The sequence below is a fragment of the Sporosarcina saromensis genome, assembly GCF_033253735.1.
GTDB lineage: Bacteria > Bacillota > Bacilli > Bacillales_A > Planococcaceae > Sporosarcina > Sporosarcina saromensis.
On sequence record NZ_JAUBDI010000019.1, the window covers coordinates 1 to 15,041 of the forward strand.

Annotated in this window: 14 protein-coding genes and 1 rRNA gene; 3 read left to right on the top strand and 12 right to left on the bottom strand. The window is 42.4% G+C overall.

Going from position 1 to position 15,041, the window contains the following annotated elements; translation table 11 throughout:
• Both QT711_RS15475 and QT711_RS15480 read right to left on the bottom strand, forming a co-directional pair.
• A 16S ribosomal RNA gene (locus QT711_RS15475) occupies positions 1-122 on the bottom strand; the annotation flags it as partial.
• A gap of 503 nt (positions 123-625) precedes the next feature.
• On the bottom strand, positions 626-1,489 hold the full coding sequence (locus QT711_RS15480) for a nucleotidyltransferase-like protein (protein ID WP_317945732.1): 864 nt from the start codon (positions 1,487-1,489) through the stop codon (positions 626-628).
• A 185-nt stretch (positions 1,490-1,674) separates the two neighbouring features.
• Here QT711_RS15480 and QT711_RS15485 point away from each other — a divergent pair, with 185 nt between their 5' ends.
• The gene (locus QT711_RS15485) at positions 1,675-2,046 is read left to right on the top strand and encodes a YgzB family protein (RefSeq protein WP_317945734.1); all 372 of its coding nucleotides are present in this window, start codon (positions 1,675-1,677) and stop codon (positions 2,044-2,046) included.
• Positions 2,047-2,085: 39 nt separating this feature from the next.
• Here the strand turns inward: QT711_RS15485 and perR are convergent, their stop codons facing one another.
• From perR to bcp, 3 genes are all read right to left on the bottom strand, one after another.
• Positions 2,086-2,529: a peroxide-responsive transcriptional repressor PerR gene (perR, locus tag QT711_RS15490; protein WP_317945736.1), complete on the bottom strand. Its 444-nt coding sequence runs from the start codon at positions 2,527-2,529 to the stop codon at positions 2,086-2,088.
• A 113-nt stretch (positions 2,530-2,642) separates the two neighbouring features.
• The gene (locus QT711_RS15495; RefSeq protein WP_317945738.1) at positions 2,643-3,587 is read right to left on the bottom strand and encodes a D-2-hydroxyacid dehydrogenase; all 945 of its coding nucleotides are present in this window, start codon (positions 3,585-3,587) and stop codon (positions 2,643-2,645) included.
• A 14-nt stretch (positions 3,588-3,601) separates the two neighbouring features.
• Positions 3,602-4,078 (bottom strand): thioredoxin-dependent thiol peroxidase, encoded by a 477-nt coding sequence (bcp, locus tag QT711_RS15500; RefSeq protein WP_317945740.1) that lies wholly within the window; start codon positions 4,076-4,078, stop codon positions 3,602-3,604.
• A 125-nt stretch (positions 4,079-4,203) separates the two neighbouring features.
• Between bcp and QT711_RS15505 the strand changes: the two genes are divergently transcribed.
• Together QT711_RS15505 and QT711_RS15510 are read left to right on the top strand one after the other, a co-directional pair.
• A complete protein-coding gene (locus QT711_RS15505) occupies positions 4,204-5,508 on the top strand; it encodes a glutamate-1-semialdehyde 2,1-aminomutase (protein WP_317945742.1) in 1,305 nt (434 codons plus the stop codon).
• A gap of 81 nt (positions 5,509-5,589) precedes the next feature.
• Complete coding sequence (locus QT711_RS15510; RefSeq protein ID WP_317945744.1) at positions 5,590-6,672, top strand: FUSC family protein; 1,083 nt, start codon at positions 5,590-5,592, stop codon at positions 6,670-6,672.
• Positions 6,673-6,763: 91 nt separating this feature from the next.
• On the opposite strand, the gene nikC is transcribed toward QT711_RS15510, so the two are convergent.
• From nikC to ntdP, 7 genes are all read right to left on the bottom strand, one after another.
• The gene (gene nikC, locus QT711_RS15515; RefSeq protein WP_317945745.1) at positions 6,764-7,660 is read right to left on the bottom strand and encodes a nickel transporter permease; all 897 of its coding nucleotides are present in this window, start codon (positions 7,658-7,660) and stop codon (positions 6,764-6,766) included.
• A gap of 18 nt (positions 7,661-7,678) precedes the next feature.
• Positions 7,679-8,683 (bottom strand): ABC transporter permease, encoded by a 1,005-nt coding sequence (locus QT711_RS15520; RefSeq protein WP_317945747.1) that lies wholly within the window; start codon positions 8,681-8,683, stop codon positions 7,679-7,681.
• Positions 8,684-8,796: 113 nt separating this feature from the next.
• On the bottom strand, positions 8,797-10,389 hold the full coding sequence (locus QT711_RS15525) for an ABC transporter substrate-binding protein (protein WP_317945748.1): 1,593 nt from the start codon (positions 10,387-10,389) through the stop codon (positions 8,797-8,799).
• A complete protein-coding gene (locus QT711_RS15530; RefSeq protein ID WP_317945749.1) occupies positions 10,386-11,423 on the bottom strand; it encodes an ABC transporter ATP-binding protein in 1,038 nt (345 codons plus the stop codon). The genes QT711_RS15525 and QT711_RS15530 overlap by 4 nt, the downstream gene beginning before the upstream one ends.
• On the bottom strand, positions 11,371-12,393 hold the full coding sequence (locus QT711_RS15535) for an ABC transporter ATP-binding protein (protein WP_317945751.1): 1,023 nt from the start codon (positions 12,391-12,393) through the stop codon (positions 11,371-11,373). Before QT711_RS15535 ends, QT711_RS15530 begins: the two co-directional genes overlap by 53 nt.
• Before the next feature lie 285 nt (positions 12,394-12,678).
• Positions 12,679-14,424: an ABC transporter ATP-binding protein gene (locus QT711_RS15540; RefSeq protein WP_317945753.1), complete on the bottom strand. Its 1,746-nt coding sequence runs from the start codon at positions 14,422-14,424 to the stop codon at positions 12,679-12,681.
• Between the two features lie 62 nt (positions 14,425-14,486).
• Positions 14,487-15,035 carry a nucleoside tri-diphosphate phosphatase gene (ntdP, locus tag QT711_RS15545; protein WP_317945755.1) on the bottom strand — a complete coding sequence of 183 codons (549 nt, stop codon included), beginning with the start codon at positions 15,033-15,035 and terminating at the stop codon, positions 14,487-14,489.
• Positions 15,036-15,041 lie beyond the last annotated feature (6 nt).

The following is a 15,041-nucleotide window of genomic DNA, read 5'->3' on the forward strand; positions in this document are numbered from 1 at the left end:
CACGTGTTACTCACCCGTCCGCCGCTAATATCAGGGAGCAAGCTCCCTTCAATCCGCTCGACTTGCATGTATTAGGCACGCCGCCAGCGTTCGTCCTGAGCCAGGATCAAACTCTCCATAAATTTGGCTAGTCGATACGCAGCGCATTGCGTTGTCAGCTTCAGTCGATCCGTCAGTCACGTACTAAAGTACGCTCCTTCCTTCTCTCCTTCGCTTCCTAGCACTGCACTACGTCTCGACCGCCAAAATGTCTTCTATAATAGAAAACACAAGAGAAACTTGAATAAGCTCTAGTTTCTTTGCTGGCATCATTTAAGATGTCAATTTTGAATCCGAAGATTCGAGTTGTTCGTCCACCGACAAGTCGGCTTCAGAACTTTATTTGTTGACGTTTTGCTGTTCAGTTTTCAAGGTTCATGTTTGGTCACTTCGTTCAGAAGCAACTTTTATATAATAGCATGTCGCATCATTCGATGTCAACAACTTTTCTAAAAAACTTTTTCGCCCACTTGCTAAGTAAGTAACTTCCCAAGCGACGTTTACTATAGTAGCATGGAGTTCATTTAGAAGTCAACACCAAAAATAAAAAAAAGGCGAATAAATCGCCTAACCCCCTATACAATCACTACTTCACCGTATATTCTCGGTGAAACACATACTCGTTTTTAGAATCACTTTGCACGATTTGAATAAATCCCTTATCAATTAGAAACTCAATTAGCACTTCGAGATTAGTGGAATACATTTGTAGTTCCTCATGTTCGTGTAGCTGCTGAATGGTCCATCTATCCATTTCAGACATGACGTCCATAATATGCCTAGCACCATCCAACGTTCGGTTATGGATGAAGAACTCACTTGCTAGGAATAATAGTTCCAGTCTTTTTTGAATCGGTTCGTCGCTCATGATCAACTCTTCATATAATTTATAAATCGCAGGATCAATTCGCTTCACTTGGGACCAGACAGTCACCTCTGGAGAAAAACCTTTCTCAATAACCGTTAACCGCGCAAGGTGATGCAATGATTGAATGGCATGTTGATAAGCATCCATGTAATTTTGTTGCTCAAAAAACATCTTTCCTTCCATATAGACACGCACTAAACGAGAAAGTTCAAGTCCCATTTTAATTTTACGGCCATAGAAAGGATACTCTTTCAACTCTTTTTTGAGACCTTCTACAAATTCATTGCGATCAAAGAAAATCTTTCCGTAAAACAACCAATCTACGACTTTTCTTCTTGTCCCTAAAAGCAACCATCTTCTCAACTGCTTTTCACTGATGACGTGCATCGCAGCTTTTCCTGTACCATCTGTATAATGCTTCGTATATATAGGTGTTTCTTCATTAGATGTAATGATTAACATAATTTCATCGAACGTATCAGTAATCGGATCGCCCGCGCCTCTCTTTTCTACGAGAATAACGCCAAGCGTTTCAGGAGAACTTGCACGTTCCTGATAGATCGGTCTAAGCACTTGTTCCATAGTAAACACCTCCATAGTATTCTTTTCGACGGTCTTTCATGAAAATCCTTCTAGGTATATTTCAAAAATAGGATGTGACTTGTTTTTTTATGCTATATTAGTTGAGGAGCCTATACACGGTCCTTTTCGCACTGTGGAAGGCAATCGTACCTACGACCATCACTATTTACGAAGGAGGATTATTCGTGAAACCTTATAAAAATAAAATTAACCGCATCCGTTCTTTTGCGCTATCCCTTATTTTCATCGGCGTTGTCATTATGTATCTCGGCATATTCTTCCGAAGCAACGAAATCATTATGCTGATTTTTATGGTTCTTGGACTACTTGCTATTTTAGGGAGCACCGTCGTTTATGCATGGATTGGGACTTTATCGACAAAAGCCGTTCAAATCGTATGCCCAAATTGCGGGAAAGCGACAAAGATGCTAGGCAGAGTCGATATGTGCGGTCATTGTAGAGAGCCGCTTACACTAGATCCATCTTTAGAAGGCAAAGAATTTGATGAATCATACAACCGACCTAATCGTCAAAACGAGCAAACAGATAAGAAATAAGAAAAAACCGGTTCCCGATTAAATGCGGAACCGGTTTTCTTATTTTACTTCCATAGCACTTGATGCACATTCAGGACACGTTCCATATACTTCGAGTCGATGCGAGTTGACTTGGAATCCTGTCACATGAGAAGCCAAATGTTCCACTTCTTCAAGCCCCGGGTGATGAAAGTCAACGATTTTGCCGCATCCATCACAAATGATATGGTAGTGATCGTGGGTGACAAAATCGAATCGGCTTGAGGCATCTCCGTATGTGAGCTCTTTTACTAATCCCGCATTGCGGAAAACACGTAAATTATTGTAGACAGTGGCAACACTCATGTTCGGAAAATCATTCTCGAGTGCTCTATATATTTCATCAGCGGTTGGATGCATTTCAGAAGAAATCAGGTACTCTAAAATTGCATGTCTTTGCGGTGTAATACGTACTCCGCTTTCCTTTAATGTGACAAGCGCGTCTTTAAGATAGACCTCAGACATCGCCAACACTCCATTCCATAAGGATTACTTCTTTATAATCATTATAATTAGTTTACTGAAGAAGTGGCGTAGTTGTCAATCAAGAAGCTGATGAGCAGTCGCACTCTCTCGTACTAGTAGCCTCTTTTTGGTTCAATGATGTTGAGTAATTCCCTATCTCCTTGTTGCCATTTTACTAAGTTCCGGGTGAAGAACTCCAATGCCCGCTCTACATATTTACCAGAGTGACTGGATACATGTGGTGAAATCGTGACATTGTCTAATGCCCACAGCTTACTTTCTGCTGGCAACGGTTCTTGTTCAAATACATCCAACACTGCGTGGCGAATTTCACCATTTGACAATGCATCTACTAGTATGGACTCTTTAACAAGGTCACCACGACCGAAATTCATGAACATTGCCGTGTTTTTCATTGCAGCGAAATGACTTTCATTCAATAAACCTCTCGTTGCGCTCGTGCTTGGCAAGACTGAAATTACAAAGTCTGCATGCGGAAGGACGCTCAACAGCTCATTGAATTGAACCGTCTTATCCATGAAATCAGCACTTGCCCCCGAGCGGTTACAACCGATTGTTTCTACGCCGAACGCTTGCAACAACCTTCCGATCTCAGAACCGATTGCTCCTGGTCCTAAAATCAGTGCGGTAGAACTACGCAATTCCGTTTGTCGGACTTTCATGTTCCACTCTTTCCGTTTTTGTTGTGCATGTAGCACGGGCAATGCACGACCTTCTGATAATATGTGCGCTAATACGGATTCCGCCATCGGTGTTTTATGAATCCCACGAACGTTACTCATCACAATTCCGCGCTCAGCAATTTCAGCAAGCGGCATTTTTTCCACACCTGCCGATGCAACCATTAGCCACTTAAGTGCTGTCGCTCTGTCAAGCACTTCAGATGTAATGTCCTCTCCATATGTAACAATGACTTCATACTGGGCAATCGGTTCATTTGCCAAATCTTTCGTAAAGGAAAATTGAATGTCAGGAAAATCATTTGTCAAAGCTTCTAATTGATGATCCTTAATCTTAAATGTGAATAAAACGTTCATATGCCATTCCCCCATTACCCTTTTGTCAATTGTTCCAACGTCGCCAAAGCATCTTGAATATGCCCATCCACTTTCACTTTACGCCATTCTTTCACAACCGTCCCTGTCGGATCAATTAAGAATGTTGATCGCTCAATTCCCATGTACTCCTTGCCAAACATTTTCTTCATCTTCCAAACACCATAGGCTTCAGCTACTTCATGGTCTTCATCGACGAGTAACGAGAATGGCAATCCTTGTTTTTCAATGAACCGTTGATGGGACTTCTCATTGTCTGGACTGACACCTAAAATGACCGCATTTAATTCGGTAAAGTTTTGAAAAGCATCTCTAAAATCACAAGCTTGTGTCGTACAACCCGGCGTTGCATCTTTCGGATAGAAATAAAGAATGACGTATTTCTTCCCTTGGTAATCGCTTAATGAAACGGTTTCCCCTTTTTCATTTGGCAATGAAAATTGAGGTGCGTGTAATCCTTCTAGTTTCTCCATGCAGTTTCCTCCCACAATCGTTTCCTTCATCTTACCGAACTACGGTGGGAGTTTCAATTTCTTTGGCGTACGAGCACTTTTTTGTTTAGAATAGAGACGGTACTCATTTGAACGGAGGAATTAAAATGATTAGAACAAAGTCAGAAGAAATCTACAAAGAAGCATGTGAACATATCGTAGGAGGCGTCAATAGCCCTTCACGTGGATATAAAGCCGTCGGTGGCGGAGCTCCAACTGTAATGGAACGTGCAGAAGGTGCTTATTTTTGGGATGTCGATGGGAATAAATATATCGACTACCTCGGTGCATATGGACCCATCATTACAGGCCATGCACATCCCCATATTGCAGAAGCAATTACAAAAGCGGCAACTACAGGCGTTTTGTATGGTACACCTACTGCTCATGAAGTGAAGTTTGCGAAGATGTTGAAAGAAGCAATCCCATCCATGGATAAAGTCCGTTTCGTTAATTCAGGAACAGAAGCAGTCATGACGACAATCCGCGTAGCTCGAGCATATACAGGAAGAACGAAAATCATGAAATTTGCAGGTTGCTACCACGGACATTCCGATTTAGTGCTTGTCGCAGCCGGTTCAGGCCCTGCTACGTTAGGGACACCTGATTCTGCAGGCGTTCCTGCATCCATTGCACAAGAAGTGATCACGATTCCATTCAATGATCCAGCAGCCTATAAAGAAGCGATGGACAAATGGGGTGACGAATTAGCTTGTATATTAGTCGAACCGATTGTGGGGAACTTTGGAATCGTTGAACCGAACGAAGGCTTTTTACCACTTGTGCATGACCTTGCGAAAGAGAAGGGTGCACTCATCATTTACGATGAAGTCATCACGGCATTCCGTTTCCATTATGGAGCAGCTCAAACGCTTCTCGGAACAACACCTGACTTAACAGCGTTTGGCAAAATCATCGGCGGTGGACTTCCAATTGGCGCTTACGGTGGCAGAAAAGAAATTATGGAAACTGTCGCGCCATTAGGACCGGCATACCAAGCTGGAACAATGGCAGGAAATCCTGCATCGATGCTTTCTGGAATCGCTTGTTTAGAAGTGTTGCAACAACCGGGTATCTATGAAGAGATGGACCGTCTTGGCGCCATGCTAGAAGAAGGCATTTTAGAATCTGCGAAGAAAAACGGCATTACGATGACTGTCAATCGACTTGGCGGAGCCCTTACACTCTACTTCACGGACTGCAAAGTTGAGAACTATGAGCAAGCCGAGGAGAGCGATGGAGAGATTTTCGGGAAGTTCTTCAAGTTGATGTTAGAGAAAGGCATAAACCTTGCCCCTTCCAAATACGAAGCGTGGTTCTTAACAATTGCGCATAAAGAGGAAGACGTCATTCATACATTAGAGGCAGTCGACCGTTCATTTCAAGAACTTGCACAGCTCTTGAACAGTTGACCAGCTCGCCGAGATACGGTACAGTAGCGGAAAAAGCATGTTTGTGTATATTGAAAAACCGTTTGTGGAAAGGAAAATCCTATGAAACTTGGTGCCCGCATCTTTAAAACGGGTATAGCGATTGTTGTCGCATTGTTTGTAGCAGAAATGCTGCAGTTACCAAATGCCGTGTTTGCTGGCATTGCCGCCATCTTTGCAATCCAACCAACCTTATATCGTTCGTATTTAACAATTATTGAACAAATTCAAGGGAATCTGATCGGTGCCATCACAGCTGTCACATTCGTGTTAGTGTTCGGCCATCAAATTGTAACTGTCGGTCTAGCAGCTGTTATTATCATTTTGATAATGTTGAAGTTAGGGTTAGAAAAGTCGATTTCTCTGGCACTTGTAACTATGATTGCCATTATGGAAATTAAAGGAGATGAATTCCTCTCCTTCGCCCTGCTTCGGTTAGTAACCATTGTGATAGGTGTCCTTTCAGCCTTCATCGTCAACTTGCTATTTGTGCCACCTAAATATGAAACAAAATTGTTCCAGGCCATCCACCAAGCACAAGATGAAATCATCAGGTGGATTCGGTTAGCTGGCAGACAGGCATCTGAACATATTGCCACAAAGAAATCTTTAGATAAATTGAGTGAGCGTTTGACACAAGTCGACCTGTTGTACTCATTATTCAAAGAAGAGCGTAGTTACTTTAAGAAAAACACGGTGGCAAAAGCGAGGAAACTGGTCATTTACAGACAAATGATTGCAACTTCCAAAAGCAGTCATGAAGTGCTATCCCGACTCCATAAATTTGAAAATGAACTGAGCAGTTTACCAGAGCATTTCAGAATGATGATACAAGAACGCCTTGATGCTTTACTTACTTATCACGAGCAAATCCATCTGAAGTTCGTTGGAAAACTGAAGTCGGATAAAATGATTGACAAGATGAGTGGAGAATTCATTCAACGACAAGAAGTGATGGACATTTTCGCAAAGGAAATCGCGATTACGAAAGAGGAAGAGGAATTTTCCGCCTATCACTTGCTCCATGTCCTTTCTTCCATATTGAACTACGAAGAGCAGCTGGAGCATTTAGACCGGCTCATTATTTCAAGCCAACGTCGTCACGGACACGAAGTGAGTACGGAATTGCAGGATGAGATTTATTAATGAATCGAACGCATTCAACTGAAAAACCGCGTGAAGTCCAATGAGTATGGGCTTCACGCGGTTTTTCTTATAAATTTGCTGTCCAATGACATTAATTTTTCATTTTGGGATCCAATGCATCTCGCAAACCATCACCCATCAGGTTGAAGCCTAAAACGGTCAGCATAATTGAAAGTCCAGGGAAGATCATTGTCCATGGGGCGGATTGCAAATAGGATTTGGAATCTGCCAACATTTTTCCCCATTCAGGTTGAGGGGCTTGTGCACCCAACCCTAAAAACCCTAATGCTGCCGCTTCCAAAATAGCTGTTGCAACCGCAAGTGTCCCTTGTACAATGACAGGGGCCATCGAGTTCGGAAGGATATGCGAAAACAGGATTCTTGCATCCTTCATACCTATCCCTTTGGCGGCCATAATGTATTCATCTTCCTTAATACTTAATACTTTCGAGCGAATCAACCGTCCAAAGTTCGGTATATTAATAATCGCGATAGCAATCAAGGCATTTTCCAAGCCAGGTCCTAACACCGAAACGATGGCAATGGCAAGAAGGATGGATGGAAATGCAAGCATAATATCAAATATCCTCGAAATAATCGTATCAATCCACCGACCGTAATACCCCGCAATGATTCCTAAAAAGCTACCGACAATGACCGAAAGAATGACCGACAAAAAGCCTACTGACATAGAAATTCGCGCTCCATGGATAATACGCGACAAAATATCTCTTCCAAAATCGTCTGTGCCGAGCCAATATTCTGCTGAAGGGGGTTGTAGACGGTCAGCTGCCATTTGCTCATTGATACCTTCTTTGGCAAAAATCGGCCCGAATAGAGCTAGAGCTATAAAAAAGAGTATAATGACCATTCCAATAACTGCCGTTTTACTTTTTCTGAAGTTACGCCATGCTTCTCCCCAAGGTCCTACTGTTTTTTCTAATTCAGCATTTGCAATCCCATCTACTTTAGGCATAAACTCTGACATGTTTACCGTCCCCTTTCTTTAATCATATTTAATCCTCGAATCAATCAAACTATAAAGGAGATCGACGATTAGATTAATCATGACAAAAATGAAAGCGACTACTAATATGCCAGATTGTATGACAGGATAGTCCCTAAAATTGATTGCATCGTATATATAACGACCGATACCAGGCCATGCAAAAATTGTTTCCGTCAAAATCGCTCCACCGAGTAACAACCCTGTTTGCAATCCGATAATTGTCAACACAGGGATCAATGCATTTTTAAACGCATGTTTGTAAACAACCCAAAACATTTTCTGCCCTTTCGCTCTTGCCGTTCGAATATAATCGGAACGCATCACTTCCAACATGCTTGAACGTGTCATTCTCGCAATGATTGCCATCGGGATTGTCGCTAACGCCATCCCTGGTAAGATGAGGTGACGAAGGACTTGTAACAACTGGTCGAACCGTCCTTGAATGATTGTATCCACAATATACAGATGAGTGATTGCATTGACTGGATCGCGCACTTGTTCGCGACCGGTCGTCGGAAGCCAACTAAACTCAATTGCAAACGCCCATTGACCAAGTAACCCAAGCCAAAAAATTGGCATGGAAACACCGACAAGCGCTAACACCATTGCAATGTAATCGAACCAAGAATTTTGGAACCAAGCTGAAATGACTCCAGCATTAATACCAACAATAATAGCAATAAGCATTGCAAAAAAAGCGAGTTCAATCGTTGCCGCAAGATGGGGCCATATTTCATCGGCTACGGGCAAACGCGTTCGCATCGACTCGCCAAGATCCCCCTGCAAAATACCACCCAGATATTTGAAGAATTGAATATACCAAGGCTGGTCCAATCCTAGTTTTGCATTCATAGCCGCAACCGCCTCAGGTGTCGCTTGTTGGCCTAATATTACTTGTGCAGGATTTCCAGGAATTGCACGGATCATCATAAATACGATAAATACCATACCAAGCAATACGGGTATGAGTTGCAACAACCTTCTTCCTATGTAACTCAGCATGCTTTTCACCTCACAGAGTCTCGTTTATTCGATGCCTGCTCGTGTTTCTTGCCAATAGGAATTATTTAAAACAAGGGGAAATCAATGACCTCCCCTTGTACTTTTATAAAATCTTACTTCGTCAGCTCTACCTTTGATAAGATGTCTGATCCTGTCGGGTGTGGTTTGAACCCTTTCAATCCTTTAGCTGCTGCTAGCAAAGGTGTAGAGTGAGCAATTGGAACCCACGGTGCTTCTTCATGGATAATTTCTTGTGCACTCTTATAAAGTTCAATCCGCTTGTTTTCATCTACTTCTGTTTGCGCTTCAATGAGCAAATCATGCATATCCGTATTTTTAAAGTACGTGTAGTTATTGCTGCCGATATTGTCTTCATCAAGAAGGACATAGAGGAAGTTATCAGCATCTCCGTTATCCCCAGTCCAACCTAGCATGAAAGCATCCGCTTCTCCTTTACTCGCCTTATCAAGATACGTTGGCCATTCGTAAGAAACAATTTTTGCTTTCACACCAATATCCGCCAAGTTACTTTGAATGACTTCAGCAACTTTAGCGCCATCTGGCATATACGGGCGTGGAACTGGCATTGCCCAAAGTTCCATTTCAAACCCGTCTGGATAACCTGCTTGCGCAAGTAATTCTTTCGCCTTTTCTGGATTGTATTCGTACGGTTCTATGTCTTCGTTATAACCCGAAATAGAAGGTGGCATCGGGTTTTTCGCGATGTTTGCACGCCCCTCGAAGAATGAATTAATAATTGTTTCTTTATCAATTGCATAGTTCATCGCTTGGCGTACTTCCTTCTTATCAAACGGTGGTCGCGTAACTGTTAACCCTAGATAACCGACATTCATGGACGGTCTTTCAATCAATTGCAGTTCTTCATTTTGTTCAATCTTCTCACCATCTGCCGGGTTAATGCCGTCCGCAAGATCAATTTCACCTGTCATTAATGCATTAAGACGTGTCGAGTTATCAGGAATTGATTTGAAAATGACTTTATTTAACTTCGGTAAACCTTCTTGCCAATACCCATCAAATTTCTCAATTGTAATCGTTTCGTTCGGTCTCCACTCAACAAATTTAAATGGCCCTGTTCCAACTGGATTTCTTTCGAATTGATCGTCACCCTTTTCAAACGCATCTGGACTTGCAATGGCAAACATACTCATTGCAATGTTTTTCAAAAATGGTGCTTGCGGTCTCTTCAACGTGATGACGACCTTATAATCTCCATCGGCCGTCACCGACTCGATGACATGACCTTCATCCCCTTTAAAACCACCAAACATGGAATTATAATATGGGAATTTATCCGCATCTCCATTCGCCCATCGTTCAAAGTTTTTCACAACGGCATCTGCATTGAAATCTGTGCCGTCATGAAATTTCACGCCTTCTTCCAATGTGAATGTATACGTCAATCCATCATCTGTCTTCCATTCTTTCGCCAAACCTGGCTGGATTGTTGTATCGTCTTCTCCAAAGTTCAATAACGTTTCAAAAATATTGACCGTCACCTTAAAGGTTTCTCCTTCAGTTACACGCGACGGATCCAGGGAAGTTGAATCCCCACCACGGCCAAACACTAATGTATCCTCTTGACTTCCGCTACTTTGCGATCCGCCTTCGTTACAAGCAACAAGTACAGTAGACAGTACTAGTAATAATACGAACGCAACAGACCACATTCTCGTTTTCCTCATAGAGACCCCTCCAATTGTTTTATATCATTGTCGACTTGCTGCTCATAAAGATGGCAAGCGACAGAATGACCATCGAGTTGTTCTTGGAGCTGTGGAGCTACCTTTGTGCAAATCTCCATCTTATATGGACAACGTGTGTGGAATGCACATCCAGTTGGTGGTTCCGCCGGATTCGGGATATCTCCTTCTATGATGAGTTGTTCTTTTGAATAGTTCGGATCAGGTATCGGCACAGCTGATAATAACGCTTGAGTATAGGGGTGCAGCGGTTTTTCATACAGACTTTCACTCGTCGCGAGTTCCACGATTCTCCCTAAATACATAACACCTACACGATCACTAATATGCCGGACGACACCTAAATCATGCGCAATGAAGATGTACGTAAGGTTAAATTCTTTTTGAAGATCTTGCATAAGATTCAGTACTTGCGCTTGAATCGACACATCTAAGGCGGATACGGGCTCATCTGCAATAATTAACTTTGGATTCGTCATAAGAGCCCGTGCAATCCCAATACGCTGTCGCTGTCCTCCACTAAATTGATGAGGATAACGTTTTGCATGAAATGGATGCAAACCGACGATTTCCAAAAAACGATGGACCTTCTGCTTTCTTTCCTTCGTATCCAAATCAGTATGAACAAGTAACGGTTCCTCTAAGATCTTTCCAATTGTATGCCGTGGATTCAACGAGGCATACGGATCTTGAAACACCATCTGAATATCCCGACGTACTTTTCTCATCTCTTCGTCACTTAGCGATGTAAGTGTCTTCCCGTTAAATTCTATTACGCCACTCGTTGGTTCCAATAGCCGCATGAGTACACGGCCAGTTGTCGACTTTCCACAGCCACTCTCTCCAACAATTCCAAGTGTTTCCCCTTCATTTACATGAAATGTGATATCATCGACCGCTTTCACATAACCAACTGTCTTGCCGAACATCCCTTTCTTAACAGGAAAGTGTTTCTTTAAGTTTTTAACGTTCAACAAAGGCGTTGTCTCCAACTCGCTCCACCCCCTCTGTTGCATATAAAAAACAACGTGTTTGATGCTGTTCGGAAGTTTGAATCAGTTCAGGATCCTCTACTTGACAACGTTCGAATGCAAACGCACATCGAGCTGCAAACCGGCATCCTTTCGTAATCGAACCTGGTTTAGGGACATTCCCTGGAATCGAATAGAGTCGTTCTTTTTTAAACCGCATATCCGGTACAGACTGGATAAGTCCTTTTGTATATGGATGTTGAGGATCTTCAAACAATTGTTTCGTCGGTGCTTCTTCAATGACTTGCCCTGCATACATGACGATAACCCGCTCACATACATCTGCTACAACGCCTAAGTCATGTGTGATTAACAAGATGGCAGTCCCAAGTCGTTCATTCAAAGACTTCATTAGCTTTAAGATCTGCGCTTGGATTGTTACATCAAGCGCAGTAGTCGGTTCATCCGCAATTAGTATTTTCGGATCGCACACCAATGCCATTGCAATCATAACGCGTTGTCGCATGCCACCTGATAATTGATGGGGATAATCACTTAATAACTCTTCCGCTCTTGGTAAACCGACTAGTTTCAGCATTTCAATTGCCCGCGCTTTGGTTTGCTTTTTGGACCAGCTCTTTTCATGTATCCGAATGGCTTCAATCATTTGGTTACCGATTGTAAACAGTGGATTTAAAGATGTCATCGGTTCTTGAAAAATCATCGCGATCTCATTGCCTCGTATTTGTCGCATCTCTTTCTCAGACAAAAGGGTCAAATCGCGATTTTTATACAAAACTTCACCACCGACAATTTTTCCAGGAGGCGAGGGAACGAGCCCCATGACAGATAATGACGTGACACTTTTTCCACATCCCGACTCACCTACAATTCCTAAAATCTCTCCGTCTTGCAGATGAAAATGGATGTGATCCACTGCTGGAATCTCTCCTGAATCTGTAAAAAATGTCGTTTGTAAATCGTTCACCTCTAACACACGATTCGGTCCACTCATTAAGCATCACCTTTTTCTATGGCATATTTAACGGAAACATCTGATTATACCTATTATACTTTCAATTCAATAAAATTCAATACTAGTTTTCCAGCTACGACCAAAAACAGCGAGGCATATACATCCCTCCGAGTACGTATGTTGATTTCTCATTCTTTTACAACCACCGTTTACAAATCCCTTTCCATCAATAAAAAACCGTATAAAACCAAATACTCGCGGTTTCATACGGTTCTACTATTTCTCATGAACGGCAGCGATTAGCACATGCCGCTCACTATATCTTCAAATCCCTTGCACCTGATACAAATCGTAGTAAATGCCTTTCTTCTCCATTAACGATTGATGTGTGCCCATTTCCTTTAGCGTACCATGATCAATGACGAGAATCTTATCCGCATGGGTAATGGTTGACAGACGATGGGCAACGATGAATGTCGTCCGATCACTGGCAAGTCGTTCGAGTGAATCTTGAATAAGTGCTTCACTTTCTAAATCCAGTGCAGACGTCGCTTCATCCAAAATGAGCAAAGGTGGATTTTTTAAAAATACGCGTGCAATGGCGATACGTTGTTTTTGACCTCCCGATAATTTCACACCTCGTTCGCCAACTTTTGTATCATACCCGTCCGGCAATGATTCGATAAAGTCATGCGCGTTCGCCGCTTTAGCTGCAGCAATCACGTCTTCTTCCGTCGCATCCGGATTGCCCATTCGTATATTGCTTTTAACGGAATCACTAAATAAGATGCTATCTTGTAGCACTAGCCCAATCTGATCGCGCAACGTTTTCAGTTGCACATCGCGAACATCATGCCCGTCAATTCGGATCGCGCCTGATGTGACATCGTAAAAACGGGGAATGAGGCTGACGATCGTCGACTTGCCACCACCACTCATCCCGACAAGCGCAACCGTTTCTCCTGGCTTGACATTGAATGAAACGTTTTTCAACACATGCTCATCTTTTTCTTCATACGTAAAGCTCACATTATCAAACGAAATTTCTCCACTGATCTCCGGCAATTTATTTGCCCCTGTTTTATCTCGAATATCATACGGTTCTTCCATTAATTCAAATACCCGATCCATCGACGCAAAAGACTGTGTAAGTGTTGTAGACGCATTCACCAATCGTCGGAGCGGATTATAGAGACGATCAATATAAGCAATGAACGCAACCATTACCCCAACAGACAAATCACCATTAATTACTTGATACCCTGCATAGGCGATGACAAGTAAAGGCGCGACATCTGTAATTGTATTCACGACGGCAAACGCTTTCGCATTCCAACGTGTATGGTCTATTGCCTTGTCCAGGAATTCACCATTCGTTTCGTCAAATCGCCGTTGTTCTTTGTCTTCCAATGCAAAGCTTTTAATGACGCTAATGCCAGAAATCCGCTCGTGTAAGTAACTTTGCACATTCGCAAGAGCTTGCGATCGTTTTCTCGTCAAATCGCGCAATTTCCCAAAGAAATGCTTCACACTATACGCGTAAAACGGAAACGCCAGCAACGTCACAAGTGTTAGCGGGACATCCATCGATAGCATAATCGCTATAGCAATCAGAATAGTCGCTACGTCTAACCAAACATTCATTAAACCGATCACAACAAAGTTCTTCGTCTGCTCCACATCATTAATGACGCGCGAGATGACTTCACCCGCTCGTGTATTGGAATAATAGCGTAGACCAAGCCTTTGCAGATGATGAAACAAGTTTTCCCGAATGTCAAAAAGGATTTTATTGCTTACATATTGCGCAAAATATTGGCGGTAATATTCAACGGGCGGTCGAATGATGAAAAACAATAACGCCGTCCCGCCTAACCAATAAAATAATTGACGCGTCTTTTCCACATCCGATAAGTCCGGTCCATTAATGATATCGTCAATGACAATTTTTATAAGGTAGGGAATAAATAACGGGATTGCAAATTTGACGACACCTATAAGAACCGTTAACACGATTAGCCAGTTATATGGCTTTACAAACTTCATATACCTTTTCATACTGTCACCCATGTACATCCTCCTACAGCTCATCCAATGAATAAAAGCCTCCCTGCGTTTATGCAGACAGGCTGTTATTGGTTGCTTTTCTTCACTTGTTTATAAAACTGATAACGCGATGTCCATACTTCAATGAAGTCAGGCGCAAACGGACCTTTCCGTTGTTTAATCCACAACAGTAACTTATCGAGGTTGCGACGTAAAATCTGATCGATCACTTCTGGATAATTCATCTTCCGCTTATGCTCAGCATACTCATCTTCATCCAGTATTAAATAACTCATATCCGGAAACACTTTTACATCCAAATCATAATCGATATACTTCAATGAATGATGGTCATAGACAAACGGTGAACTCATATTGACGTAATAATATACGCCGTCTTCCCGCAGCATACAAATGATGTTGAACCAATGTTCAGCATGGAAATAACAGATGGAAGGCTCTCTCGTCAGCCACGTCCGCCCGTCTGCTTCGGTGACAAGCGTGCGTTCATTCGCACCAATGACAATATTACGCGTGCCCTTTAAAACCGTCGTTTCCTGCCAAACCCTATGGATGTTCCCATCATGCTTATAACTGTGTACTTGTATCGTTTCCCCTTCTTTAGGTATTGTCATTTTCGA